At 69.6% G+C, this 24,210-nt stretch carries 23 protein-coding genes; 18 read left to right on the forward strand and 5 right to left on the reverse strand.

Annotated elements, in window-relative coordinates; all coding sequences use genetic code 11:
- Window positions 1-71: 71 nt before the first annotated feature.
- The 9 genes from AC1RAD_RS29365 to AC1RAD_RS29405 all read left to right on the forward strand — a co-directional run bounded on the left by AC1RAD_RS29365 (window position 72) and on the right by AC1RAD_RS29405 (window position 9,095).
- Window positions 72-566: a 4-hydroxylaminobenzoate lyase gene (locus AC1RAD_RS29365; protein ID WP_492738640.1), complete on the forward strand. Its 495-nt coding sequence runs from the start codon at window positions 72-74 to the stop codon at window positions 564-566.
- Window positions 563-2,113, forward strand: a complete 1,551-nt coding sequence (locus AC1RAD_RS29370; protein ID WP_492738642.1) for a 3,4-dehydroadipyl-CoA semialdehyde dehydrogenase — start codon at window positions 563-565, stop codon at window positions 2,111-2,113. Before AC1RAD_RS29365 ends, AC1RAD_RS29370 begins: the two co-directional genes overlap by 4 nt.
- Before the next feature lie 30 nt (window positions 2,114-2,143).
- Window positions 2,144-3,697 (forward strand): benzoate-CoA ligase family protein, encoded by a 1,554-nt coding sequence (locus AC1RAD_RS29375; RefSeq protein ID WP_492738644.1) that lies wholly within the window; start codon window positions 2,144-2,146, stop codon window positions 3,695-3,697.
- Window positions 3,694-4,518, forward strand: coding sequence for an alpha/beta fold hydrolase (locus AC1RAD_RS29380; RefSeq protein ID WP_492738646.1), 825 nt, complete (start codon window positions 3,694-3,696; stop codon window positions 4,516-4,518). Before AC1RAD_RS29375 ends, AC1RAD_RS29380 begins: the two co-directional genes overlap by 4 nt.
- Window positions 4,515-5,690, forward strand: a complete 1,176-nt coding sequence (locus tag AC1RAD_RS29385; RefSeq protein WP_062470303.1) for an ABC transporter substrate-binding protein — start codon at window positions 4,515-4,517, stop codon at window positions 5,688-5,690. Before AC1RAD_RS29380 ends, AC1RAD_RS29385 begins: the two co-directional genes overlap by 4 nt.
- 102 nt (window positions 5,691-5,792) lie before the next feature.
- On the forward strand, window positions 5,793-6,665 hold the full coding sequence (locus AC1RAD_RS29390; protein ID WP_062470301.1) for a branched-chain amino acid ABC transporter permease: 873 nt from the start codon (window positions 5,793-5,795) through the stop codon (window positions 6,663-6,665).
- The gene (locus AC1RAD_RS29395) at window positions 6,662-7,645 is read left to right on the forward strand and encodes a branched-chain amino acid ABC transporter permease (protein ID WP_307582574.1); all 984 of its coding nucleotides are present in this window, start codon (window positions 6,662-6,664) and stop codon (window positions 7,643-7,645) included. The genes AC1RAD_RS29390 and AC1RAD_RS29395 overlap by 4 nt, the downstream gene beginning before the upstream one ends.
- Window positions 7,642-8,394 (forward strand): ABC transporter ATP-binding protein, encoded by a 753-nt coding sequence (locus AC1RAD_RS29400; RefSeq protein ID WP_062470295.1) that lies wholly within the window; start codon window positions 7,642-7,644, stop codon window positions 8,392-8,394. The genes AC1RAD_RS29395 and AC1RAD_RS29400 overlap by 4 nt, the downstream gene beginning before the upstream one ends.
- The gene (locus tag AC1RAD_RS29405) at window positions 8,394-9,095 is read left to right on the forward strand and encodes an ABC transporter ATP-binding protein (protein WP_492738648.1); all 702 of its coding nucleotides are present in this window, start codon (window positions 8,394-8,396) and stop codon (window positions 9,093-9,095) included. Before AC1RAD_RS29400 ends, AC1RAD_RS29405 begins: the two co-directional genes overlap by 1 nt.
- Before the next feature lie 16 nt (window positions 9,096-9,111).
- Here AC1RAD_RS29405 and AC1RAD_RS29410 read toward each other — a convergent pair whose 3' ends face one another.
- Complete coding sequence (locus AC1RAD_RS29410; RefSeq protein ID WP_492738650.1) at window positions 9,112-10,023, reverse strand: LysR family transcriptional regulator; 912 nt, start codon at window positions 10,021-10,023, stop codon at window positions 9,112-9,114.
- Between the two features lie 107 nt (window positions 10,024-10,130).
- On the opposite strand from AC1RAD_RS29410, the gene AC1RAD_RS29415 reads away from it, so the two are divergent.
- The 3 genes from AC1RAD_RS29415 (at window position 10,131) to AC1RAD_RS29425 (ending at window position 13,242) form a co-directional block, all read left to right on the forward strand.
- A complete protein-coding gene (locus AC1RAD_RS29415) occupies window positions 10,131-10,871 on the forward strand; it encodes an SDR family NAD(P)-dependent oxidoreductase (protein ID WP_492738652.1) in 741 nt (246 codons plus the stop codon).
- 31 nt (window positions 10,872-10,902) lie between these two features.
- Window positions 10,903-11,127 carry a tautomerase family protein gene (locus tag AC1RAD_RS29420; protein ID WP_139703453.1) on the forward strand — a complete coding sequence of 75 codons (225 nt, stop codon included), beginning with the start codon at window positions 10,903-10,905 and terminating at the stop codon, window positions 11,125-11,127.
- 162 nt (window positions 11,128-11,289) lie between these two features.
- Window positions 11,290-13,242 carry a sigma-54-dependent Fis family transcriptional regulator gene (locus tag AC1RAD_RS29425; RefSeq protein ID WP_492738654.1) on the forward strand — a complete coding sequence of 651 codons (1,953 nt, stop codon included), beginning with the start codon at window positions 11,290-11,292 and terminating at the stop codon, window positions 13,240-13,242.
- Here the strand turns inward: AC1RAD_RS29425 and AC1RAD_RS29430 are convergent.
- Both AC1RAD_RS29430 and AC1RAD_RS29435 read right to left on the reverse strand, forming a co-directional pair.
- Window positions 13,239-14,453, reverse strand: a complete 1,215-nt coding sequence (locus AC1RAD_RS29430; RefSeq protein ID WP_492738656.1) for a glycosyltransferase — start codon at window positions 14,451-14,453, stop codon at window positions 13,239-13,241. The two genes, AC1RAD_RS29425 and AC1RAD_RS29430, sit on opposite strands and share 4 nt — an antisense overlap.
- Complete coding sequence (locus AC1RAD_RS29435) at window positions 14,450-15,097, reverse strand: TetR/AcrR family transcriptional regulator (RefSeq protein ID WP_492738657.1); 648 nt, start codon at window positions 15,095-15,097, stop codon at window positions 14,450-14,452. Before AC1RAD_RS29435 ends, AC1RAD_RS29430 begins: the two co-directional genes overlap by 4 nt.
- A gap of 226 nt (window positions 15,098-15,323) precedes the next feature.
- On the opposite strand from AC1RAD_RS29435, the gene AC1RAD_RS29440 reads away from it, so the two are divergent.
- Window positions 15,324-17,126: an NAD(P)-binding domain-containing protein gene (locus AC1RAD_RS29440; protein WP_492738659.1), complete on the forward strand. Its 1,803-nt coding sequence runs from the start codon at window positions 15,324-15,326 to the stop codon at window positions 17,124-17,126.
- A gap of 39 nt (window positions 17,127-17,165) precedes the next feature.
- Here the strand turns inward: AC1RAD_RS29440 and AC1RAD_RS29445 are convergent, their stop codons facing one another.
- Window positions 17,166-17,876: a Crp/Fnr family transcriptional regulator gene (locus AC1RAD_RS29445; RefSeq protein ID WP_070061409.1), complete on the reverse strand. Its 711-nt coding sequence runs from the start codon at window positions 17,874-17,876 to the stop codon at window positions 17,166-17,168.
- A gap of 14 nt (window positions 17,877-17,890) precedes the next feature.
- A complete protein-coding gene (locus AC1RAD_RS29450) occupies window positions 17,891-18,271 on the reverse strand; it encodes a DUF1090 domain-containing protein (protein WP_492738660.1) in 381 nt (126 codons plus the stop codon).
- A 154-nt stretch (window positions 18,272-18,425) separates the two neighbouring features.
- Between AC1RAD_RS29450 and AC1RAD_RS29455 the strand changes: the two genes are divergently transcribed.
- The 5 genes from AC1RAD_RS29455 (at window position 18,426) to AC1RAD_RS29475 (ending at window position 24,210) form a co-directional block, all read left to right on the forward strand.
- Window positions 18,426-19,346 (forward strand): beta-keto acid cleavage family enzyme, encoded by a 921-nt coding sequence (locus AC1RAD_RS29455; RefSeq protein ID WP_492738662.1) that lies wholly within the window; start codon window positions 18,426-18,428, stop codon window positions 19,344-19,346.
- 33 nt (window positions 19,347-19,379) lie between these two features.
- Window positions 19,380-20,588, forward strand: a complete 1,209-nt coding sequence (locus tag AC1RAD_RS29460; protein WP_492699749.1) for an ABC transporter substrate-binding protein — start codon at window positions 19,380-19,382, stop codon at window positions 20,586-20,588.
- Window positions 20,585-21,532: a 3-hydroxyacyl-CoA dehydrogenase NAD-binding domain-containing protein gene (locus AC1RAD_RS29465; protein WP_492738664.1), complete on the forward strand. Its 948-nt coding sequence runs from the start codon at window positions 20,585-20,587 to the stop codon at window positions 21,530-21,532. Before AC1RAD_RS29460 ends, AC1RAD_RS29465 begins: the two co-directional genes overlap by 4 nt.
- Before the next feature lies 1 nt (window position 21,533).
- Window positions 21,534-23,342 (forward strand): feruloyl-CoA synthase, encoded by a 1,809-nt coding sequence (locus AC1RAD_RS29470; RefSeq protein ID WP_492738666.1) that lies wholly within the window; start codon window positions 21,534-21,536, stop codon window positions 23,340-23,342.
- Between the two features lie 82 nt (window positions 23,343-23,424).
- The gene (locus AC1RAD_RS29475; protein ID WP_492738668.1) at window positions 23,425-24,210 is read left to right on the forward strand and encodes a crotonase/enoyl-CoA hydratase family protein; all 786 of its coding nucleotides are present in this window, start codon (window positions 23,425-23,427) and stop codon (window positions 24,208-24,210) included.

A 24,210-nucleotide genomic window follows, 5' to 3' on the forward strand; every position in this document is an offset into this window, starting at 1 on the left:
GATCACACGCAAGATACTGCACACGCAGACTTCCTGCAAGAAGTCGATAGTTCATCCGTTCGAGGCCCACGATGTCCGACACCCCCACGCCCGCCACCGGCAAGGCGGCATTTCACCAGCTGATCGCCGACCTGACCGCCGAGATCGCCGGCCAGCCGCTGGACGACACGCTCGACCAGTGGCTCAACGCCACCCACGGCGCCGGCAGCGCCCGTTTTGCGCAACTGCGCCAGGCCTGCATCGGCGGCGTCGCCGAAGGCTGGCTGTGCGATCGCGAAGGCGGCGGCATCAAGTACGGCCGGGTCTTCAAGGCCGAGGACGCGCTGCACCGCTTCTCGGTCGACGTGGTCGACATGCAGGACCTCGCCGGCCCGCACCACACGCATCCCAACGGCGAGATCGACCTGATCATGCCGCTGGACGACACCCCCGCCGCCACCTTCGACGGCCGGCCCGCGGGCTGGTGCGTCTACGGGCCCGGCACCGCACACCGCCCGACCGTGGCCCAGGGCCGCGCGCTCGTCCTCTACCTGCTGCCCGAGGGGCAGATCAAGTTCACTTCATGACCGACCTTCTCGCCAACCACGTCGCCGGCCGCTGGCAATGCGGCACGGGCGCCGGCACGCCCCTGTTCGACCCGGTGCTCGGCACCGAACTCGCGCGCGTCGACGCCACCGGCCTCGACCTGCCCGAGGCCTTTGCCTTTGCGCGCGAACAAGGCGGCCGCGCGCTGCGCGCCCTCACCTATCGCCAGCGCGCCGGCCTGCTCGCCGCCCTCGTGAAGGTGCTGCAGGCCAACCGCGACGCGTACTACGAGATCGCCACCGCGAACTGCGGCACGGTGAAGAACGACTCCGCCGTCGACATCGACGGCGCGATCTTCACGCTCGGCCAGTACGCGAAGTGGGGCGATGCGCTCGGCGACGTGCGCGCGCTGCGCGACGGCGATCCTGTGAAGCTCGGCAAGGAGCCCGTGTTCCAGTCGCAGCACCTGCAGGTGCCGACGCACGGCGTGGCGCTGTTCATCAACGCCTTCAACTTCCCGTCGTGGGGCCTGTGGGAAAAGGCCGCGCCCGCGCTGCTGTCGGGCGTGCCCGTGATCGTGAAGCCCGCCACGGCCACCGCCTGGCTCACGCAGCGCATGGTGAAAGACGTGGTCGATGCGGGCGTGCTGCCGGCCGGCGCGCTGTCGGTCATCTGCGGCAGCTCGGCCGGCCTGATGGACCAGCTCCAGCCCTTCGACGTGGTCTCGTTCACCGGCTCGGCCGAGACGGCCGCCATCATCCGTTCGCACCCGGCCGTGGCCGAGCGCTCGGTGCGCGTGAACATCGAGGCCGACAGCCTCAACAGCGCCCTGCTGCTGCCCGGCGCCGCGCCCGGCAGCGAGGCCTTCAACCTGCTCGTGCGCGAAGTGGTGCGCGAGATGACGGTCAAGTCGGGCCAGAAGTGCACCGCCATCCGCCGCATCCTCGTGCCGGCCGAGGTGTACGACGCCGCCGCCGAAGCCATCGGCGCGAAGCTCGCGGGCGTGACCGTCGGCAACCCGCGCAACGAGAGCGTGCGCATGGGCTCGCTCGTGAGCCGCGCGCAGCTGAACGCCGTGCGCGACGGCCTCGACGCGCTGGCCGCGCAGACCACCGTGCTGCACGACAGCAGTAACAAGCCCCTCATCGACGCCGACCCGGCCGTGGCCGCCTGCATCGGCCCCGTACTGCTGGGCGCGCGCGACGCCGATGCGGCGCAGCGCGTGCACGACGTGGAGGTGTTCGGCCCGGTCGCCACGCTGCTGCCCTACAACGACCTCGCGCACGGCATCGCGCTCGCGCACCGGGGCCAGGGCTCGCTCGTCACCTCGCTCTACGGCAGCGACGATGCCGCGCTGGCCCAGGCCGCGCTGTCGGTCGCACCGAGCCATGGCCGCGTGCACGTCATCACGCCCGAGGTCGCGCAAGCCCACACCGGCCACGGCAACGTGATGCCGATGTCGATGCACGGCGGCCCCGGCCGCGCGGGCGGCGGCGCCGAACTGGGCGGCCTGCGCGCGCTCGATTTCTATCACCGCAGGAGCGCGGTGCAGGCGAGCCCCGGCGTGCTCGCCGCGCTCGGCCTCTAGCGCCACGCACAGGCCCCAAGGAGACACACGATGAACAGCAGCCTGCCCGCACGATTCAACTTTGCCGAACACCTGTTCGCCCTCAACCGCGGCCGCGCCGCACGCACCGCCTACATCGACGACCGCGGCACGCTGGGCTACGGCCAGCTCGAAGACCGCGCGCGCCGCCTGGCCGCCGCGCTGAAGGCCGCGGGCATCCGCCGCGAAGAGCGCGTGTTGCTGCTCATGCTCGACGGCAACGACTGGCCCGTGAGCTTCCTGGGCTGCCTCTACGCGGGCATCGTGCCCGTGGCCGTGAACACGCTGCTCACGCCCGACGACTACGCTTACATGCTCGACCACAGCCGCGCGCAGGCGGTGCTGGTGTCGGGCGCGCTGCTGCCGACCTTGCAAGATGCGATGGCGCGCGGCGGCCATGAAGTGCAGACGCTGTTCGTGTCGCAACCGACGGGCCCGCTGCCCGAAGGCGCGCAGGCGTTCGAAGCCGCGCTCGCCGCCGTCGAGCCCCTGCCCGCACCGGCACCCACCGCGTCGGACGACCCGGGCTTCTGGCTCTATTCCTCTGGCTCCACCGGCAAGCCCAAGGGCACGGTGCACACGCACGCCAACCTGTGGTGGACCGCCGAGCTCTACGGCAAGCCGGTGCTCGGCCTCACCGAAGGCGACGTGTGCTTCTCGGCCGCCAAGATGTACTTCGCGTACGGCCTGGGCAATGCGCTGACCTTCCCGCTGTCGGTGGGTGCCACCGTCGTGCTGATGGCCGAGCGGCCCACGCCCGACGCCACCTTCCGTCGCTGGACCGAGCACAAGCCCACCGTGTTCTTCGGCGCGCCCACGGGCTTCGCCGGCATGCTCGCCTCGCCCAAGTTGCCCGCGCGCGAGGCCGTGGCGCTGCGCATGTGCTCGTCGGCCGGCGAGGCGCTGCCCGGCGAGATCGCACAGCGCTTCAAGACGCACTTCGGCTGCGAGATCATCGACGGCATCGGCTCGACCGAGATGCTGCACATCTTCATCTCCAATCGCCCCGGCGACGTGCGCTACGGCACCACGGGCAAGCCGGTGGACGGCTACGAGGTCGAGCTGCGCGGCGAAGACGGCCGCCCCGTGCCCGACGGCGAGGTGGGCGACCTCTACATCCGCGGCCCGAGCTCGGCGCTCATGTACTGGTGCAACCGCGAGAAGTCGCGCGACACCTTCCAGGGCGGCTGGACCAAGAGCGGCGACAAGTACACGCGCGACGCCGACGGCTACTTCACGTACGCCGGGCGCAGCGACGACATGCTCAAGGTCAGCGGCATCTACGTCTCGCCCTTCGAGGTCGAGGCCACGCTGATGCAGCACCCCGCCGTGCTCGAGGCCGCCGTCATCGGCAAGGACGACGCCGACGGGCTCACGAAGACCAAGGCCTTCGTCGTGCTGAAAGACGGCGCCGCCGCCACCGAGGACGAACTCAAGGCCTTCGTGAAGGAGCGCCTGGCGCCTTACAAGTACCCGCGCTTCCTGGAGTTCGTGAGCGAGCTGCCGAAGACGGCCACCGGCAAGATCCAGCGCTTCCGGCTGCGCGAACGCGAGAAGCAGGCATGAGCACGCCGACGGTCGCCACCGACTTCGCCACCATCGACTGGCGCGGGCGCACCGTGCGCATCGAGTGCCAATGGATCGCCCCCGAGCGCGGCGCCGACACCCCGCTCATCGTGTTCCTGCACGAGGGCCTGGGCTCCGTCGCGATGTGGAAGGACTTCCCCGCCCAGGTCTGCGAGGCCGCCGGCGCGCGCGGGCTCGTGTTCTCGCGCCCCGGCTACGGCCGCTCCACGCCGCGCGCCGAAGACGAGATCTGGGACGTCGACTTCATGCACCGCCAGGCGCACGAGGTGCTGCCCGCGCTGTTCGACGCGCTGAAGCTCGGCGATGAGAAGCCCTGGCTCTTCGGCCACAGCGACGGCGGCTCGATCTCGCTGCTGTACGCCTCGCGCTTCTCGGACAAGGTCGCGGGCCTCGTGGTGCTCGCGCCGCACATCTTCGTGGAAGACAAGACCGTCGCGAACATCGAGATTGCGCGCACCGCCTACCGCAGCACCGACCTGCCCGCCAAGCTCGGCCGCTACCACGACAGCGCCGACTCGGCCTTCTGGGGCTGGAACCGCATCTGGCTGCACCCGCCCTTTCGCGACTGGAACATCGAGGCCGAGCTGGCCACCATCCGCTGCCCCGTGCTCGCGGTGCAGGGCATCGACGACGCGTACGGCACGCTCGCGCAGATCCGCGACATCGCACCGCGCGTCGGTGGAGTTTGCGAGCTGCTCGAAATCCCTGAATGCGGGCATTCCCCGCATCGCGATCAGCCGGATCGTGTCATCGTCGCGACCGCTTCTTTCATCACCAACAACAGGAGACAGACACCATGACGAACCTTCGCACCGCGCGCCTGGCGCTCACGGCCATCGCCCTCGCCGCCCTGGCCTCCGCGGCCGGCGCACAGGGCACGGCAAAGCTCAAGGTCGGCCTCATGCTGCCCTACAGCGGTACCTACACCGCCCTGGGCGTGGCCATTGAAAACGGCTTCAAGCTCTACGTGGAACAGCAAGGCGGCAAGCTCGCCGGCCGCGAGATCGAATACTTCAAGGTCGACGACGAGTCCGACCCGGCCAAGGCCACCGACAACGTCAACAAGCTCATCAAGCGCGACAACGTCGACGTGATCGTGGGCACCGTGCACTCAGGCGTGGCCATGGCCATGGCCAAGGCCGCCAAGGAAAGCGGCACCGTGCTCATCGTGCCCAACGCCGGCGCCGACGCGGTGACGGGCCCCATGTGCGCGCCCAACATCTTCCGCAGCTCGTTCAGCAACTGGCAGCCGGCCTACGCCATGGGCGAGGTGGCGGCCAAGCAGCAGGGCAAGAAGAAGGTCATGACCATCACCTGGAAGTACGCGGCCGGCGAAGAGTCGGTCAACGGCTTCAAGGAAGGCTTCGAGAAGAACGGCGGCAAGGTCGACAAGCAGCTCACCCTGCCCTTCCCCAACGTGGAGTTCCAGGCCCTGCTGACCGAGATCGCGGCGGCCAAGCCCGATGCGGTGTACGCCTTCTTCGCGGGAGGCGGCGCGGTGAAGTTCGTCAAGGACTACCAGGCCGCCGGCCTGAACAAGACCATCCCGCTGTACGGCCCCGGCTTCCTGACCGACGGCACGCTCGACGCGCAGGGCGAATCGGCGCAAGGCATGCTCACCACGCTGCACTACGCCGACGGCCTGAACACCCCGCGCGACAACGCCTTCCGCGTGGCGTATGCCAAGTCGTTCAAGCTGCAGCCCGACGTGTACGCGGTGCAGGGCTACGACGCCGCGCAGATGCTGGGCGTGGGCCTGAATGCCACCAAGGGCGACATCTCGAAGAAGGCCGAGTTCACGGGCGCGATCGAGAAGGCGAAGATCGACAGCCCGCGCGGCACCTTCACGGTGAGCAAGTCGCACAACCCGGTGCAGGACATCTACCTGCGCAAAGTGGAAGGCAAAGAAAACAAGCTCGTCAGCACGGCCATCAAGGGCCTGTCCGATCCGGCACGCGGCTGCCGGATGTAAGCCAGGCCACGGCCTTCGGTTCTCTCTCGTTCCCTCGCGGCCCTGACCGGGTTCAGGGCCGCGAGCCGCCTTGCGGCAACCACACTCAACTGGGATCACACGGTGGATTTCGGAACCTTCTTGGTGCAGTGCCTGAACTCCGTTCAGTACGGCCTGCTGCTCTTTCTCGTGGCCTCGGGGCTGACGCTGATCTTCGGGATCATGGGCGTCATCAACCTCGCCCACGGGAGCTTCTACATGATCGGCGCCTACATGGCGTTCTCGCTGGCGCCGCTGTTCGGCGACCAGTTCCTGCTGATGCTGGTGGCCGGCGTGGTGCTGGCCGCGATCTTCGGCTATGTGCTGGAGTGGGCCTTCTTCAGCTACCTCTACCAGCGCGACCACCTGCAGCAGGTGCTCATGACCTACGGGCTCATCCTGGTGTTCGAGGAACTGCGCTCCATCTTCGTGGGCAACGACGTGCACGGCGTGAAGGTGCCCGCGTGGCTGGACGGCAGCTTCGCGCTGGGCAACGTCATGAGCTACCCGTGGTATCGCCTGTTCGCCTCGGCCGCGTGCATCGTGCTGGCCGTGGGCCTGTACTACGTGGTGAACCGCACGCGCCTGGGCATGATGATCCGCGCCGGCGCCAGCAACCGCGACATGGTGCGCGGCCTGGGCATCGACGTGAAGCGGCTGTACCGCATCGTGTTCGCGGCCGGCGTGGCGCTGGCGGCACTGGCCGGCATGATCGCCGCGCCGATGTCCTCGGTGTACCCGAACATGGGCGCCAGCGTGCTCATCATCTGCTTCGTGCTGGTGGTGATCGGCGGCATCGGCTCGATCACCGGGGCGCTCGTGGCCTCGCTGCTGGTGGGCTTCGTCGACACCTTCGGCAAGGTGTTCTTCGCCGACCTGGCGGGCATCGGCATCTACCTGCTGATGGCGATCGTGCTGATCTGGAAGCCCGAAGGCTTGATGGGGAGGCGGCCATGAGCCCGGTGGTTGCATCCGCACCTTCGTCGCCGCGGCGCGGTGCCTTCATCGTGCCCGTGCTGTGCGCCATCGCGCTCGCCGTGGCCGGCCCGCTGCTGGGCAACTACGCGTCGGACTTCATCGTCAAGGTGATGATCCTGTCGATCTTCGCGCTCAGCCTGGAGCTGCTGGTGGGCATGACCGGGCTCGTGAGCCTGGGCCATGCGGCCTTCTACGGCATCGGCGCGTACGTCACCGTGCTGGCCTCGGGCAACGAGGGCGGCAACTTCGCAGTGCTGCTGGTGCTGTCGATGGGCGCGGCGGCGCTGTATGCGCTGTTCGTGGGCGCACTGAGCCTGCGCACGCGCGGCGTGTACTTCATCATGGTCACGCTGGCCTTCGCGCAGATGGCGTTCTTCGTGTTCCACGACACCAAGGTCGGCGGCGGCAGCGACGGCATCTACCTGTACGTGCGCCCGGCCCTCGGCGCGCTCGACATGGAAAACCGCACGGTGCTGTTCTACGTGGTGCTGGCGGCGCTGGTGTTCACCTACGGCCTGCTGGCGCTCATCCGCCGCTCGCGCTTCGGCGCCGCGCTCGCGGGCATCCGCGTGAACGAGCAGCGCATGCGCGCGGCGGGCTTCGCGGTGTACGGCTACAAGCTCGCGGCCTTCGTGCTCGCGGGCGCGCTGGCCGGGCTCGCGGGCTTTCTGCTGGCCTCGCGCGACGGCGTGGTCAACCCCGAACTGATGGCCTGGCACAACTCGGGCGAGGTGCTGCTGATGGTGATCCTGGGCGGCCTCGGCCACCTGCGCGGCGCGGTGATCGGCGCCGTGGCCTTCACGCTGCTCAAGGAAATCTTCTCCACCCACGCCGTGATGGGCCCGCTGGCCGACCACTGGCAGCTCACGCTGGGCATTGCCATCATCGTGTTCGTGGCGCTGCTGCCCAAGGGCCTGATCGGCCTGGTGCAGCGCCTGTCGCCGAAGGGAGGCGCATGACCGCCGCACTGCTGTCCGTGGACAAGCTCACGCGCCGCTTCGGCGGCCTCACGGCCGTCAACGCCGTCACGCTCGACCTGCACATCGGCGAGGTGCATGCGGTGATCGGCACCAACGGCGCCGGCAAGTCGACGCTCATCAACATGCTCTCGGGCGAGATCGAAGCCTCCGAAGGCCGCATCGCACTCGACGGCGTGGACATCACCGCGCGCGCGCAGTCGCGCCGCGCCCGCGACGGCGTGGGCCGCAGCTACCAGCGCACCACCATCTTCCCGGAGTTCACGGTGCACGAGAACTGCCGCCTCGCCGCGCAGGCCGCCACGGCGAAGCCCTGGGCGATCTGGCAGTCGTCGCAGCGCTGCGCCACCAGCAACGCCTCGGCCGATGCGGCGCTGGAAGCCGCCGGCCTCACGGCCGAAGCCCGGCGCGTCGCCGGCACGCTGAGCCACGGCGCGCAACGCCAGCTCGAAGTGGCGATGTGCCTGGCCACCCACCCGCGCGTGCTGCTGCTGGACGAACCGCTCGCCGGCATGGGCGCGGAAGAGACCGACCGCATGCTCACGCTGCTCGCGCGGCTGAAAGCCACGCACGCCATCCTGCTGGTGGAGCACGACATGGACGCCGTGTTCCGCATCGCCGACCGCATCACGGTGATGGTGAACGGCACCGTCATCGCGACCGGCAACCCCCAAGAAATTCGCGAGAACCCCGAAGTGCGCACGGCGTACCTCGGCGAGGAGCAACACTGATGCTGATCGTTCGCGACCTCAACACCTACTACGGCAACAGCCACATCCTGCGCGGTGTGCATGCCGGCATTCCGGCGGCGACCTCCGTCGGCCTGCTCGGGCGCAACGGCATGGGCAAGACCACGCTGATCCGCACCATCATGGGCTACGTGCGGCCCGCGTCAGGCGAAGTGCAGGTCGACGGCCGCACGGTCACCGGCCTGCCGCCCGAGAAGATGGCACGCCTGGGCATCGGCTACGTGCCCGAGGGGCGCGGCATCTTTCCGAACCTGTCGGTGCGCGAGAACCTCGTGATGAGCGAACGCGCCGGCGTCGACGGCCAGCGCGCCTGGACCTTCGACCGCGTGATGGCCACCTTTCCGCGCCTGTCGGAACGGCTCACGCACGGCGGCCAGCAGCTGTCGGGCGGCGAGCAGCAGATGCTCTCCATCGGCCGCGCGCTCATGACCAACCCGCGCCTGCTGATCCTCGACGAAGCCACCGAAGGCCTCGCGCCGCTGATCGTGGCCGAGATCTGGCGCGTGATCAGCGAGATCCGCGCGACCGGCATCGCCACGCTGATCGTCGACCGCGACTACCGCAAGGTGCTCGCGCACACGGACCTGGCGGTGGTGATGGAGAAGGGGCAGATCGTGCGGCATGGAGCGTCGGCCGATCTGCTGGCGGAGCCGACGGTGCTGGAGGAACTGCTGGGCGTGTGAGCATGCGTGGCGGGCGTCACCCGGTCCGCTGCGCCATCAGGAAATCGATGAACACCCGCATGCGCAGCGGCACGTGGCGCCCGTCCGGGTACAGCAGCGTGTAGGGCCGCGAACGGCCCGCGAAGGGCTTCAGCACCTCGACGAGCGAGCCGTCCGCCAGTTCCTTCTCCACGACGAAGCGGTAGGTCTGGAACAACCCGGCGCTGCTTTTCGCGAGCGTGACGCCGCCAAGCACGTCGTCGGAACAGCTGTAGGCGCTGTCCGCGAAGACTTCGCGGTCCTTGCCGTTCTCCTTGAAGAGCCATGAGATGCGGCGGCCACTGCTGGGCAGCTCGAACTGGATGCACTCGTGCGCGGCGAGGTCGTCCAGCGTGCGCGGCGTGCCGGCCTTCCTCAGGTATTTGCGCGTGGCGACCACGACCAGGTCCGCATCCTCGAGGTGCCGCGCGATCAGCGTGGAGTCGGGCTGGGCCCGCACGCGCACGGCCATGTCGTAGCCCTCTTCCACGAAGTCGATGTTGCGGTTGCTCAGGTGCACGTGCAGCCGGATGTCGGGAAAGCGTTCGCGAAACGCCGGCAGCAAGGGCAGGATGCGGTGGTGGCCGTAGGTGGTCGGCACGCTGATGCGCAGCGTGCCCGAAGGCAGTGCCTGCTGGCCCATCACCTCGCGCTCGGCCTCGGCGAGCTGCGCCAGCGCCTGTCGGCACTGTGCAAAGTAGGAGCGGCCCGCGTCGGTGAGCCGCACGCTGCGCGTGGTGCGCACGAAAAGCCGCAATCCCAGCCGCTTCTCGAGCCGGGAGATCGATCGGCTCACGGCCGCGGGCGTCACGCCAGCGGCGAGTGCCGCCGAGGTGAAGCCGCCGCTCTCCGCAGCGAGGCAGAACAACTCGATGCTGCCCAGAAGGATGTCGCCGAACTGCCGCTGCATGGATTGATTACCTTGTGTATCAAGTGAAGTGCGAGTCTAGTGATTTATCTGTTTCTCTGTCATCAATACAGTTCTCCCCACGTCATCAACTTCCCTGGAGAACCGACATGCAGGACAACTCTTCCCCCACCGTGGTCATCACCGGCGCCTCGAGCGGCATCGGCCTGGGCCTTGCGCAGGCGTACCTCGCGCGCGGCTTCAACGTGGTCGCGAATGCGCGCACCGAAGAGCGGCTCGCAGCCGCCGCGAAGCAGCTCGGCAATCCGGCGCGTCTTCTCGGCGTCGCGGGCGACATCGGCCGCCGCGACACCGCGCAGCAGCTCGTCAACCGCGCCGTGGCGCGCTTCGGCCAGGTGGACGTGCTCATCAACAACGCGGGCATCTTCAACGCGAAGCCTTTCGTCGACTACACCGAAGACGAACTCGACCAGCTGGTCGCCACGAACCTCAAGGGCTTCGTCTACGCCTCGCAGGCCGCGGCAAAGCACATGGTTGCGCGCCGCCAGGGACACATCGTCAACATCACGGCGAGCATCGCGCTGCAGCCGAACCAGCAGGTGCCGGCCGTGTTGCCGGTGCTGATCAAGGGCGGCATCAATGCCGCGACGCGCGCGCTGGCGCTCGAACTCGCACCGCACAACGTCAAGGTGAATGCGGTGGCACCCGGCATCGTGGACACGCCGCTGTACACGCCCGAGCAGCACGGCTTCCTCAACGGCCTGGCGCCCGCCGGCCGCATCGCGACCGTGCAGGAGATCGCCGATGCGGTGCTCTACCTCACGAGCGCCGATTTCACGACCGGCGTCGTGCTGCCCGTGGATGGCGGCATGAGCACCGGCAAGTGGTAATCACCTCAGTCATTCACCCAAGGAGCACACCATGCCTTTCATCAACCTGAAGATCACCCGCGACGGCGTCACGCGCGAACAGAAAACCCAGGTCATTGCCGAGTTCACGGAAACGCTCGAACGGGTGCTGAAGAAGCCGCCGGAATGGACGCACATCGTGATCGAGGAAATCGACACCGACGACTGGGGCTTCGCGGGCCTGACGACCACCGAGTACCGCAAGCGGCTGGCCGACCGTGCGAAGCCGCCGCAGTGAAGGAATGACGCCGGACCGGGCCGCATTGCCCTCGATGTGAGGGGGAGTAACACGTCCGTTCCACCGGGTTTCACCTCTGTCCTGCGACAGCGCGACAGCCGAATCATGTCCGACTGCGCAGCCCCTCCCCGTGCCGCGCCCACTCCACGCACGAGGCTGCGCATGACGTCCCTGCAATCGCGCCACATCGACAACGTCTATTCGATCGCCACCGGCACGGCGCTGCGGGCCGATCCGGCGGCGAGCCTGGTGCACAAGTCGTGGGCGCGCTGCGTGCGCGACCATGGGCTCGATCCGTCGCGACCGACGCCCGCGCGCATCCTGCCGGCGCAGGAGGTGCGCGTGCACCAGCAGCAGCTCGAGCACTTCCTGCGCGCCGCGCGCGCGGGCATGGAAGACATCTACCGCCGCGTGGCCGAGCTGGGCTACATGGTGCTGCTGACCGATGCCGAGGGCATCACGGTCGACTACATCGGCAACCCGGCCTGGGACGACCAGCTGCGCCGCGCCGGCCTGTACCTGGGCGCGGACTGGAACGAGGCGCACGCCGGCACCTGCGGCGTGGGCACCTGCCTCATCGAGCGCCAGCCGATGACCTGCCACCAGACCGAGCACTTCGACGCCACGCACATCGCGCTCACCTGCACGACCGCGCCGCTGTTCGACCACAGCGGCAAGCTCACGGCGATCCTCGACGTGTCGGCGCTGCGCTCGCCCGAGGCGCGCGAGAGCCAGCACCTGGTGGGGCACCTGGTGTCGATCTACGCGCGGATGATCGAGGATGCCGACTTCCTGCGGCACTTTCGCGGCCACTGGATCCTGCGGCTGGGCAGTGCCTTCGGGCTGGTCGACGTGGCGGGCGAAGTGATGCTGGCCTTCGACGACGGCGGCACGGTGGTGGGTGCCAACGGGGGCGCGCGCGAGGCCTTCCTGGGGCGCCAGCCACCGCTGCTGGGCGGCGCGGTGTCGGAGCTGCTGCACCTGCCGATGGACGCGATCTGGCGCCTGGGCAACGGCGGTGCGTCGGCCCTGCCCTTCGCGCACACGGTGCTGCTGCCCGGCGGCGGCGAGTACCACGCCTCGCTGATCGCACCGCGCCTGCGGCGCTCACCAGTCACGACGCCCGCATCACCGGCGCCCCAGCCTTCGGACCGCCTGCCGCCGCTCGAGCGCATCGCGGGCGACGACGACCCCGCCATGCAGCAACTGATCGCGCAGGCGCGCCGCCTGGTGGACCGCGGCATCCATGTGCTGGTCGAGGGCGAGACCGGCAGCGGCAAGGAGGTGCTGGCGCGCGCGCTGCATGGCGCGAGCCGGCGTGCGGCGCTGCCCTTCGTGGCGGTGAACTGCGCGGCCATTCCCGATTCGCTGATCGAGAGCGAGCTCTTCGGCTACACGCCCGGCAGCTTCACGGGTGGCCGCGCCAAGGGCATGAAGGGGCTGATCGCGCAGGCCGACCGCGGCACGCTCTTTCTCGACGAGATCGGCGACATGCCGATGGCGCTGCAGACGCGGCTGCTGCGCGTGCTGTCCGAAGGCGAGGTGCTGCCGCTGGGGGCCGAGTCGCCACAGCGCGTGGACCTTGCGGTGGTGGCGGCCACGCACCGCGACCTGTCGGCGCTGGTCGCGGCCGGGCGCTTTCGCGAGGACCTGTACTACCGCCTGTGCGGCGCGATGCTGAAGCTGCCGCCGCTGCGCGCACGGCGCGACCGGCGTTACCTGATCGAGGCGATGTTCCATGAAGAGGCGGCGGCGATGGGCTCGACCGCACGGCTGTCGGAGGCCGCGATGCTGCGGCTGATGGCGCATGACTGGCCGGGCAACCTTCGCGAATTGCGCAATGTGCTGCGGCTGGCGCTGGCGCTCTGCACGGGGGCCAGCATCACGCCCGAGGAGCTGCGCCTGGCGCCGCATCGGCCGTCGCTCGACCACCGCGACGCCATGCCTTCCACGGTCGACGATGACGACAGCGCCGCCGACGCCACGCGCCTGCTCGACGCATTGCAGCGCCACCGCTGGCATGTGGCGCGGGCCGCGCAGGCGCTCGGCATCAGCCGCGCCACCGCGTACCGGCACATGAAGCGCTTCGGCATCGTGGCGCCGCAGCGCGGCTAACGCCTCAGGATCTGCGCGATCGCGCGCACGGCCGTGCCCAGGCCGTCTTCCGCGCGCATGCGTTCGCCCAGCGCCCGGGCCCGCGCGCGCACCTGTGGGTCGTGTGCGAACACGATGCCACGCGCCAGGTCGTCGGCGCAGAACCGGGCACCCGCCACGGCGGGCGGTGCCACGCCCGCCAGCGCGAGGTGGTGCGCCCAGAACGCCTGGTCGCCCGCGAACGGCACGACCACCGAAGGCACGCCCGCGCGTGCGGCCGAGTGGCTTGTGCCTGAGCCGCCGTGGTGCACCACCAGCGCCATCTGCGGAAACAGCCAGTCGTGCGGGGTGTCGCCGATGGCGTGGAAGTTCGGCGGCAGCTGCTGCACATCGAGGCCGCTCCATCCGGGGTGCAGCACCGCGCGCCGGCCGGCCATGCCATCGACGAGGGCCGCGAGCAGCCGCGCCTTGTCGAAGCCCGTCATGCTGCCGAAGCCGATGTAGACGGGCGCCTCGCCGGCCGCGAGGAAGTCGTGCAGCGCCGCCGGCGGCTGCCAGTCGGGCACGGGTGCGAGCCACTGGCCGCACACGGCGGCGTTGGCGGGCCAGTCGGCGGGACGCGGCAGCAGGCTCGGCGAATAGCCGTAGAGCGCGGGGTGCGTGGTCCACAGGCGGCGGCGCGGCGGCAGGCCGCAGACCTCCGCGCGCGCGGCATTCACGGCCGGCCGGAAGGCGCGCCAGAGCAACCCGTTGACGAGGTGGTGGCTCGCGCGGTTCAAGAAGCGCGGCACGCGGGCGGGCGGCAGAAAGGGCGAAGCGAATGCGGCCGTCGGCGTGAGCGGGAACATGCCCGCGCCGATGGCCGGCACGCCCAGCGCCTCGGCCGCCGACAGGCCCACGAAGGCCGCGAGCCCCGCGCAGACGATGGCGTCGCAGCCCTGCGCGGTCTCGACGGTCTGGCGCAGCCAGGGCGTGGCGTTGGCATTGGCGATGTCCGCCAGCGCCTTCGCGGCGGCCGCCGGCTTGTCGCCCTGCGCGATGACGCCGCCGAGCGCCTGCCGGATGTTGCCGGCCAGCGCCTGCGAGCGCACGCCGAGCCGTTCGGCCGCGCCGAGCGTGGTCGCGTCCGCCAGCAGCACCGACGCATGGCCCGCGTCGTCCAGCGCACGGCACAGCGCGGCGAGCGGGCGCGCGTCGCCCTCGGTGCCGTAGGTGAGCACGGCGAGTTTCATGGGGCGCGCCTCCTTGCAGCAGGTGGCTTCGGGGCCGTGCGCGCGCCGCCGACGAAGAGCTCGACGACCACCGCGAACTCGTCGCGCAGCACGAGGCCGGGCAGCGTGAGCCAACGCATCAGCGCGCCGAAGTACAGGTGGTGCAGCAGGCTCGCGAGGTGCGCGGCCGAGACGTCGGTGCGCAGCGTGCCGGCCTGCTGGGCGGCGGCGATGAGCGCCTCGAACAGCCCCGACAGGTCGCGCGGCGTGCCGCGGTCGCCGCCGCCGAGTTCGCTTTCGATGTTGAGGAAACGAAAGCGGAAGTAGTCGAGCAGGTAGGCGCGGTAGCGCTCGGACCATTCGGCCGAGGCATCGAGCAGGCCGGTGAGCTGCGCCGTGAAGCCCGCCTTCGGGTCGATGGCCTCGTGCAGGCGCTGCGCATCGACCACGAGCTCGAGGTGCACCCAGTGCGCCAGGATCGCTTCCTTGGTCGGGAAGTGGTTGTAGAGCGTGCCCTTGGCCACGTCGGACTGCTGGGCGATCTGCTCCATGGTCGTCGCGTCGTAGCCCTGGGCTTCGAACAGGCGCATGGCGGTGGCGGCGACGTGGTCGAGCGTCTGGGTGCGGCGGCGCTCGCGGCGGCCTGGGGGGTCTGGTTCGGTCACGGTTTTGGGCCCTTGAATTTGAACGTCGTCCAATTTTATACGTCGTTCAAATTCTCATGCATCGTCTCAGTCTCGGTGAGACAGCGACAGGCGCCTGCGACAAAACCCCCGCCAACCCCTTGATTCTTCGTCGTGCCCCACGCGGCACGAAAGCTGCGCCACGCCCTTCGCGTGCGCCTTGCCGCGCCGCGATTCGATTCGTTCAACGACACAACGGAGACATGCAATGACAGACCCGACCACCGGCCCCACCCGGGCCGCCGCCCAATGGCTGGCCGACTTCGCCGCCGCGCTCGCGCGCGGCGACATCGATGCGGCCGTTTCGCTGTTCGAGGCCGACAGCTACTGGCGCGACCTTGTCGCCTTCACCTGGAACATCCGCACGCAGGAAGGCGCGGGCGCCATCCGCGCGATGCTGCAGGCGCGCCTGGCCGACACGCAGCCCACGGCCTTCGCGCTCGAAGGCGAGGCGACCGAGGCCGACGGCGTGGTCGATGCGTGGTTCGGCTTCGAGACGCGCGTGGCGCGCGGGCGCGGCCACGTGCGCTTGCGCAATGGCAAGGCCTGGACGCTGCTCACCACCATGACCGAGCTGAAGGGCTTCGAGGAAAAGACCGGCGACAACCGCATCAAGGGCGCGGAGCACGGCGTGCACAAGGGCCGCAAGAACTGGCTCGAGAAGCGCCGCGACGAAGAAGCCGCGCTGGGCTACACCGAGCAGCCCGAGGTGGTGATCATCGGCGGCGGCCAGGGCGGCATCGCGCTGGGGGCGCGGCTGCGGCGGCTGGGCGTGCCGACGATCATCGTGGAGCGCAACGCCAAGGCCGGCGACTCCTGGCGCAAGCGCTACAAGTCGCTGTGCCTGCACGACCCGGTCTGGTACGACCACCTGCCCTACATGCCCTTCCCCGACGACTGGCCGGTGTTCGCGCCCAAGGACAAGATCGGCGACTGGCTCGAGATGTACACGAAGATCATGGAGCTCAACTACTGGAGCTCCACCAACGCGACCAAGGCGCGCTTCGACGAGGCCACGCAGCGCTGGGAGGTGCAGGTGGAGCGCGAGGGCAAGCCCGTGACGCTGCGCCCGAAGCAGCTGGTGTTCGCGCTCGGCGTGTCGGGCTACCCGAACGTGCCGAAGGTGGCGGGCGCCGAGAACTTCCTGGGCGACCAGCACCACTCCAGCCAGCACCCCGGGCCCGAGGCCTACGCGGGCAAGAAGTGCGTGGTGCTGGGCTCGAACAACTCGGCGCACGACATCTGCGCGGCGCTGTGGGAGCACGGCGCCGACGTGACGATGGTCCAGCGCTCGTCCACCCACATCGCGCCCTCGCAGTCGCTCATGGAGCTGGCACTGGGCGGGCTGTATTCCGAGCAGGCGGTGAAGAGCGGCATCGACCACCACAAGGGCGACCTGATCTTCGCCTCGGTGCCCTACAAGATCATGCACACCTTCCACATCCCGGTGTACGAGGAGATGAAGAAGCGCGACGCCGACCTGTACGCGCGGCTGGAGAAGGCCGGCTTCCTGCTCGACTTCGGCGTGGACGGCTCGGGCCTGTTCATGAAGTACCTGCGGCGCGGCTCGGGCTACTACATCGACGTGGGCGCCTCGGAGCTGGTGGCCAACGGCAGCATCCACCTCAAGAGCGGCGTGAACATCGAGCGCGTGAACGCACGCTCGGTCACGCTCACCGACGGCACCGAGCTGCCGGCCGACCTGCTGGTGTATGCCACGGGCTACGGCTCGATGAACGGCTGGCTGGCCGACCTGATCTCGCCCGAGATCGCCGACAAGGTCGGCAAGTGCTGGGGCCTGGGCTCCGACACGCCGAAGGACCCGGGGCCGTGGGAAGGCGAGCTGCGCAACATGTGGAAGCCGACGCAGGTGCCCCAGCTGTGGTTCCACGGCGGCAACCTGCACCAGTCGCGCCACTACTCGCAGTTCCTGGCGCTGCAGCTGAAGGCGCGCATGGAAGGGATCGACACGCCGGTGTACGAACTGGCGGCGTCGCACCACAAGCGCTGAGCGGCCCGGTTTCCTCTCCCCTCGGGGAGAGGGAGTCATTCACTCCTGGATGAAGCGGCGCAAGCCTTCGAGGTCGGTCACGGTGATGCCGCCGTACTCGATGTGCAGGAACCCGGCCTCCTTCAGCCGGTTGAGCGCTGCGTTGCAGCGCTGGCGCGACACGCCAGACAGGTTGGCGATTTCTTCCTGCGAGGTCTGCAGGTGCGGCTCGCTGCCCGGGTGCAGCCAGGGGTGGAACAGGCCGGCCAGCGCGCGCGCCACCTGGCTGTCGGCGTCGAGCAGGCGGTGCGCCGCGTAGCTGCCCATGAACCAGTGCAGCCGCTCGTTGATCTGCTGCAGCAGGAAGTGATCGAAGCCGCGCTGCGTGCGGTGCAACCACTCGAAGGTCTCCAGCGGCAGCTGCGCCACGCGGCTGGGCCGCAGCGCGATGATGTCGGCCGAGCGCGGCACGGCGCGCAGCAGCGTGCCCTCGCCGAACCAGCTGCCCACCGACAGCCCGCCCAGCGTGACCGAGCGGCCGTCGCTGGAGGTGATCGACCACTTGAGCAGCCCTTCGAGCGTGCCGTACCAGTGCAGCGGCGTGTCGCCGCGCCGGCACAGCGCGGCGCCGGCGGCCACCTCGACCTCGCGCATCTCGTCGAGCACGCGCTCGCCCGCGCCCACGTCGAGCAGCGGGAACCAGGCCGAGCCCTGCAGCAGCTGCGGAATGGTCAGGGAGGCCGCGGGGATCGCCGGCTTGGTCGGGGGCATGCCGTCTTTTTTGTTTACTGCGCGCCCTTGAGCTGCTGCAGCTCGGCCTGCGCCTCGTGCAGCTTCTTCTCGCGGTCGGCGATCTTGCTGGCGCGCCCCTTCTCCTGGGCTGTGCGCAGGTCGCGCTCACGCTCGGCCACCTTGCGCTCCTGGGCGCGGATGCGCTTCTGGTGCTCGGCCGCCAGCTTGGCGTCGGTGCAATTGCGGTTCACTTCGGCCAGCGCCGTCTCGAGCCCGCGCACGCGCTGCTTCTGGCCCTTGGACTGGGCCATCTCGATGTCGCGGCCGATGGCTTCGCGCTTGGCGTCGCAGGTGGCGGGGCCGGCGGGTTGCGCGGCGGCGCCGAGGGCGGTGAACGCGGCCGCGGCGGCCAGCACGAGGGGCAGAAATTTCATGGAGAGGTTCCTTGTGTGCGCAACGGCGCAGGGGCGACTTTAGCGGCTGGCGCCGCGTAAACCCTGCCCCTGAATGTCGTCGCGATGACTGAGTACGAACGCATCACAAAAAATAATGGCGCGCCCCCATGAAAGACACCAGGAGTTCCCGAGCATGTCGAAGCGCAAAGTGATCGTGACCATCGCCCCCACCGGCGGCATGGCGCACAAGTCGCAGAACCCCCACCTCCCCACCCAGCCCGCCGAGATCGCCGCCGACGTGCTGCGCTGCTGGAACGCCGGCGCCAGCGTGGTGGCGATCCACGCACGCCGCCCCGACGACGGCGCCACCTGCAACGCCGAGGTGTACCGCGACATCAACAGCCGCATCCGTGCGCTCGGCAGCGACATCGTGCTGAACAACTCCACCGGCGGCGGCGTGCACGGCGACATGGTCAAGCCGCTGGCGACAGGCCGCTGGGAGATCGCGTGGGAAGAGCGCATCAAGGGCATGGACGCCGGCGCCGAGATGTGCACGCCGGACGCCACCACGCTCAACCTGAGCTTCGAGGGCAAGCAGATCCTGATGGACACGCCGATCACGCGCGGGCGCGAACTCGCCGCCGGCATGAAGGCACGCGGCATCAAGCCCGAGTGGGAGGTGTTCAGCCCCACGCACATCCTGCAGGACACGACCACCTTGATCGAGGAAGGCCATGACGACGAGCCCTATTTCATCAACCTGGTGATGAACGTGCACCGCAACTTCCAGAACGCGATGCCGTACTCGCCGCGCAACCTGCAGATGATGGTCGACACGCTGCCCAAGGGCGCCATCTTCGGCGTGAGCGGCATCGGCATGTCGCAGCTCGAAGCCAACGTGGCGGCGCTGCTGCTGGGCGGGCATGCGCGCGTGGGGCTGGAAGACAACCTCTACTTCCGCCACGGCGAGCTGGCCACCAACGTGCAGCTCACCGAGCGCATCGTGCGCGTGATCCGCGAGCTCGACATGGAAGTGGCCACGCCGGCCGAGGCGCGCCAGATCATGGGCCTGCCGCGCGTGGGCGGCCCGCGGCCCGAGTTCGCGCTGGACTGAAGACGCACGAGAACAACGAACGGAGACACGCACATGAACATTCCCCGCACCGCCCTGGCTCTCGCACTCGCCGCCGCATTCGCATCGGGCGCATCGGCCCAGGTGTCCGACGACACCATCCGCATCGGCTTCATCAGCGACATGTCAGGCCTGTACCGCGACTACGACGGCCCGGCCGGCGCCGAAGCCATCCGCATGGCCATCGCCGACATGGGCGGCGCCATCGATGGCAAGAAGATCGAGCTGGTCACGGCCGACCACCAGAACAAGCCCGACATCGCCGCCGCCAAGGCGCGCGAATGGTTCGACGTGAACAAGGTCGACATGCTGATCGGCGGCGTGAACTCGGGCGCGGCCATTGCCATGGCGGGCGTGGCGGCCGACAAGAAGAAGCCGTACTTCGTGGTGGGCTCGGGCGCGTCGAGCCTCACCAACGAGTACTGCTCGCCCTACACCGTGCACTACGCCTACGACACGGTGGCCATGGCGCGCGGCACCGCGAGCGCGGTGGTCAAGGCCGGCGGCAAGAGCTGGTACTTCGTGGCGGCCGACTACGCCTTCGGCGCCGCGCTGCAGAGCGACGCCACCAAGACCGTGCAGGCCAGCGGCGGCACGGTGGCGGGCTCGGTGAAGCACCCGCTGGGCGCGAGCGACTTCTCGTCGTTCATGCTGCAGGCGCAAAGCTCGAAGGCGCAGGTGCTGGCGCTCGCGAATGCGGGCGGCGACACGGTGAACGCCATCAAGTCGGCGGCGGAGTTCGGCATCAGCAAGAACATGAAACTCGCCGGCATGATCATCACCATCAACGACGTGCACGCGCTGGGCCTGAAGGCCTCGCAGGGCATGTACCTCACCGACAGCTGGTACTGGAACCAGAGCCCCGAGTCGCGCGCTTGGGCGCGGCGCTTCTTCGACAAGCACAAGCGCATGCCCTCCTCCTTCCATGCCGGCGACTACTCCGCCGCGCTGCAGTACCTGCAGGCCGTGAAGGCCGCGGGCAGCGACGACGCCGACAAGGTGATGGCGCAGCTGCGCAAGACGAAGTTCAACGACATGTTCGTCAAGGGCGGCTGGCTGCGCGACGACGGCCTCATGGTGCACGACATGCACCTCATGCAGGTGAAGGCGCCGGCCGAGTCGAAGGAGCCGTGGGACTATTACAAGGTGATCGAGAACATCCCCGGCGAAGCCGCGTGGACCACCAAGACGGAGAGCCGCTGCGCGCGGTGGAAATCGGCATGAACCTCACCACCGACGTGAAGCGCGTCGCCGTCGTCGGCACCGGCGTGATCGGCGCCAGCTGGGCCGCGCACTTCCTCGCGCACGGGCTCGACGTGAACGCGACCGACCCCTCGCCCGGCGCCGAAGACCGGCTGCGCGCCGCCGTGGCGCAGCACTGGCCGACGCTGGAACGCTTCGGCCTCGCCGAGGGCGCCTCGGTCGAACGCCTGCGCTTTCACGACAGCCTGGAAGACGCGGTGGCCGTGGCCGACTTCGTGCAGGAGAACGGCCCCGAGCGCATGGACTTCAAGATCGACCTGTTCCGCCGCATGGACGCCGCCGCGCCGCCGGAGACCATCCTCGCGTCGAGCTCGTCGGGCCTGGCGATCAGCGGCGTGCAGTCGGGCTGCGCGCACCCGCAGCGCGTGGTGCTGGGGCATCCGTTCAACCCGCCGCACCTGATTCCGCTGGTGGAAGTGATCGGCGGCGAGCAGACCTCGCCCGACACCATCGCCCGCACGATGGCCTTCTATGCCGCCATCGGCAAGCGGCCGATCCACGTGAAGCGAGAGGTGAAAGGCCACATCGCGAACCGGCTGCAGGCCGCGCTGTGGCGCGAGGCTTTTCACCTCGTCAACGAAGGCGTGGCGAGCGTGGCCGACATCGACACCGCCATCGCGCACGGCCCCGGCCTGCGCTGGGCCGTGATGGGGCCCTTCATGAACCTGCACCTCTCGGGCGGTGCGGGCGGCATCGAGCATCTGCTGGCGCACCTGGGCGGGCCCATCGAAGACTGGTGGAAGGACCTGGGCGCGCCCTCGATGACGGACGCGTTGAAGCAGCAAGTGGTGCAAGGCGTGGACGACGCCCTGGGTACGCGCCACACCGCCGACCTCGAAGCCGCGCGCGACACCCTGCTGTTGAACCTGATTCGCGCCAAGGCCGAGACGGGTACGCTGGATTGACATGACCGACTTCCTTCTCGACGACACCCTGGTCGCGCCGCCCCGCACGGTGCGCATCGACTTCGACGACGGCTCGTTCGTGCTGCGCTCGCCGACGGCGTTGCAGCCGTATGCGCGCTGCATCGGCGAATGGATCGAGCGCTGGGCGCGCGAGACGCCTGATGCGCTGGCGTTTGCCGAGCGCGATGAGACGGGCGAAGGCTGGCGCAGGCTCGACTACCGCGCGCTGCGCGCCGCCGTCGGTGCCGTGGCGCAGGGCCTGCTCGACCTGGACCTGCCCGCCGGCCGACCGGTCGTGATCCTCTCGGACAACGCCATCGACCACGCCGTGCTGATGCTCGCGACGATGCACATCGGCCGCACGGCGTGTTCGCTGTCGAGCGCCTACTCGCGCATGACCAAAGACCCGTCGCGGCTGCACGGCATGTTGAAAGCGCTGCAGCCCGGGCTGATCTACGCCTCCGACGCGAAGGTGTACGGCACATCGCTCGCAGGCAGCGGCACCGAGGCGGTCACGGTGTTCAGCCGCCACGCCGACACGCATCCGGGCGCGCTGGCTTTCGACCAACTGCTCGACGCGAAGGAAACGCCCGCCGTCATGCAGGCCTTCGCGGCCGTGGGCCCCGACACGCACGCCAAGTACCTGCTGACCTCCGGCTCCACCGGCCAGCCCAAGGTGGTGATCAACACGCACCGCATGCTGTGCGCCAACCAGCAGATGATGGCGCAGACCTGGCGCTTCCTTTCGCAGGAGAAGCCGGTGCTGGTCGACTGGCTGCCGTGGAGCCACACCTTCGGCGCGAACCACAACCTGCACATGGTGCTGTGCCACGGCGGCGCGCTCTACATCGACGAGGGCCGGCCCGCGCCGGGCCTGATCGAGAAGACGGTGCGCAACCTGCGCGAGGTGAAGCCCACGCTGCTGTTCAACGTGCCGCGCGGCTTCGACATGCTGCTGCCCTTTCTCGAGGCCGACGACACGCTCGCCGCCGAAGTGCTCTCGCGGCTGCGCCTGGCCTTCTACGCGGCGGCCGCGCTCGCGCCTTCGACCTGGCAGCGCCTCGAAGCCGTGGCGCGGCGCGTGCGGCCCGCGCGCCCGCTGTGGCTCACCACCTCGTGGGGCGCCACCGAGACCTCGCCCGCCATCACCTCGGCGCACTGGCAGCTCGACGGCGCCGGCTGCATCGGCGCGCCGCTGCCGGGGCTGGAGCTGAAGTTCGTGCCCAACGGCGAGAAGCTGGAGATGCGCGTCAAGGGCGTCTCGGTGTTCCCCGGCTACCGCGACGCGCCGCGCGAGACCGCCAGCGCCTTCGACGCCGAGGGCTACTACCGCATCGGCGACGCGGGCTTTCTTGCGAACCCCGGCAACCCCGCGCAGGGCGTGATCTTCAACGGCCGCGTGGCGGAAGACTTCAAGCTCTCGACCGGCACCTGGGTGTCGGTGGGCACGCTGCGCGTGAAGCTGGTGTCGCTGCTGGCGCCGCATGTGCAGGACATCGTGCTCACGGGCCACGACCGCGACGCGATCGGCATGCTGGTGTTCGCCAGCCCGCAAGGCGCCGCGCTCGCGCCCGGGGCGCTTGCCACGCGCATTGCCGAAGTGCTGCGCGCCCTGCGCGACGAAGGCGCGGGCTCGTCGCAGTGCCCGGCCTGTGCGCTGGTGCTGGCCGAACCGCCCAGCCTCGATGCGGGCGAGATCACCGACAAGGGCTACATCAACCAGCGCGCCGTGCTCACGCGGCGCGCGGCCGAGGTGGCGCGATTGCATGCGCTGGCGGAAGGCGATGCGGACGTGATCCGCGCCACCTGAACGCGGTGGGGTTGGAGAACCCGGGAATGTTTTCTACGATGGCCGGGCCACCCGCCATTTCAACTTCCCGGAGAAGCCACCCATGTCCACCCCACCCTGCGTGACCTTCGAAGCGGACGGCCCCGTCTGCACGCTCACGCTGAACCGTCCCGACAAACGCAACGCCGTGGACGGCGTGGTGGCCGCCGCGTTGCGCGCGGCCTTCGAACGCTTCGAGGCCGACGACGCCTTGCGCGTGGCCGTGCTGACGGGCGCCGGCGGCCACTTCTGCGCCGGTGCCGACCTGGGCGCCGTGGGCGATCCGGCGCGCCGCAACGAGCTCGACCCCGATGGCGGCGGCACCGGCCCGATGGGCCCGACGCGCATGGCACTGTCCAAGCCGCTGATCGCGGCAGTGAACGGCTACGCGGTGGCGGGCGGGCTCGAGCTGGCGCTGCTGGCCGACCTGCGCGTGGCCGACGACGACGCGGTGTTCGGCGTGTTCTGCCGCCGCTGGGGCGTGCCGCTGATCGACGGCGGCACCGTGCGGCTGCCACGCCTCGTGGGCATGGGGCGCGCGCTCGACCTGATCCTCACGGGCCGCCCCGTCGGCGCGGCCGAGGCGCTGGCGATGGGCCTGGTGAACCGCACCACGCCGCCGGGCGGTGCGCTCGCCGCCGCGCAGGAACTGGCGCGGCAGATCGCCGCCTTTCCGCAGCAATGCATGCTGGCCGACCGCCGCTCCGCCTTCGAACAGTGGGACCTGCCGCTGGCCGAGGCGCTGCGCCGCGAAGGCGCGCAGGGCGTGCCGATCGTCGCGGCCGAAGGCGAAGCCGGGGCCGCGCGCTTTGCCGGCGGCGCGGGCCGGCACGGCACCTTCACCGGCTGA

The organism is Variovorax sp. GW823-FHT04B03, assembly GCF_058796495.1.

Coding starts and splice junctions, on each gene's coding strand:
- AC1RAD_RS29410 (WP_492738650.1), bottom strand. CDS start 10,023: ATGCAGCGGCAGTTCGGCGACATCCTTCTGGGCAGCATCGAGTTGTTC.
- AC1RAD_RS29385 (WP_062470303.1), top strand. CDS start 4,515: ATGACGAACCTTCGCACCGCGCGCCTGGCGCTCACGGCCATCGCCCTC.
- AC1RAD_RS29450 (WP_492738660.1), bottom strand. CDS start 18,271: ATGAAATTTCTGCCCCTCGTGCTGGCCGCCGCGGCCGCGTTCACCGCC.
- AC1RAD_RS29475 (WP_492738668.1), top strand. CDS start 23,425: ATGTCCACCCCACCCTGCGTGACCTTCGAAGCGGACGGCCCCGTCTGC.
- AC1RAD_RS29370 (WP_492738642.1), top strand. CDS start 563: ATGACCGACCTTCTCGCCAACCACGTCGCCGGCCGCTGGCAATGCGGC.
- AC1RAD_RS29395 (WP_307582574.1), top strand. CDS start 6,662: ATGAGCCCGGTGGTTGCATCCGCACCTTCGTCGCCGCGGCGCGGTGCC.
- AC1RAD_RS29420 (WP_139703453.1), top strand. CDS start 10,903: ATGCCTTTCATCAACCTGAAGATCACCCGCGACGGCGTCACGCGCGAA.
- AC1RAD_RS29460 (WP_492699749.1), top strand. CDS start 19,380: ATGAACATTCCCCGCACCGCCCTGGCTCTCGCACTCGCCGCCGCATTC.
- AC1RAD_RS29400 (WP_062470295.1), top strand. CDS start 7,642: ATGACCGCCGCACTGCTGTCCGTGGACAAGCTCACGCGCCGCTTCGGC.
- AC1RAD_RS29415 (WP_492738652.1), top strand. CDS start 10,131: ATGCAGGACAACTCTTCCCCCACCGTGGTCATCACCGGCGCCTCGAGC.
- AC1RAD_RS29465 (WP_492738664.1), top strand. CDS start 20,585: ATGAACCTCACCACCGACGTGAAGCGCGTCGCCGTCGTCGGCACCGGC.
- AC1RAD_RS29380 (WP_492738646.1), top strand. CDS start 3,694: ATGAGCACGCCGACGGTCGCCACCGACTTCGCCACCATCGACTGGCGC.
- AC1RAD_RS29425 (WP_492738654.1), top strand. CDS start 11,290: ATGACGTCCCTGCAATCGCGCCACATCGACAACGTCTATTCGATCGCC.
- AC1RAD_RS29375 (WP_492738644.1), top strand. CDS start 2,144: ATGAACAGCAGCCTGCCCGCACGATTCAACTTTGCCGAACACCTGTTC.
- AC1RAD_RS29365 (WP_492738640.1), top strand. CDS start 72: ATGTCCGACACCCCCACGCCCGCCACCGGCAAGGCGGCATTTCACCAG.
- AC1RAD_RS29455 (WP_492738662.1), top strand. CDS start 18,426: ATGTCGAAGCGCAAAGTGATCGTGACCATCGCCCCCACCGGCGGCATG.
- AC1RAD_RS29440 (WP_492738659.1), top strand. CDS start 15,324: ATGACAGACCCGACCACCGGCCCCACCCGGGCCGCCGCCCAATGGCTG.
- AC1RAD_RS29445 (WP_070061409.1), bottom strand. CDS start 17,876: ATGCCCCCGACCAAGCCGGCGATCCCCGCGGCCTCCCTGACCATTCCG.
- AC1RAD_RS29470 (WP_492738666.1), top strand. CDS start 21,534: ATGACCGACTTCCTTCTCGACGACACCCTGGTCGCGCCGCCCCGCACG.
- AC1RAD_RS29430 (WP_492738656.1), bottom strand. CDS start 14,453: ATGAAACTCGCCGTGCTCACCTACGGCACCGAGGGCGACGCGCGCCCG.
- AC1RAD_RS29405 (WP_492738648.1), top strand. CDS start 8,394: ATGCTGATCGTTCGCGACCTCAACACCTACTACGGCAACAGCCACATC.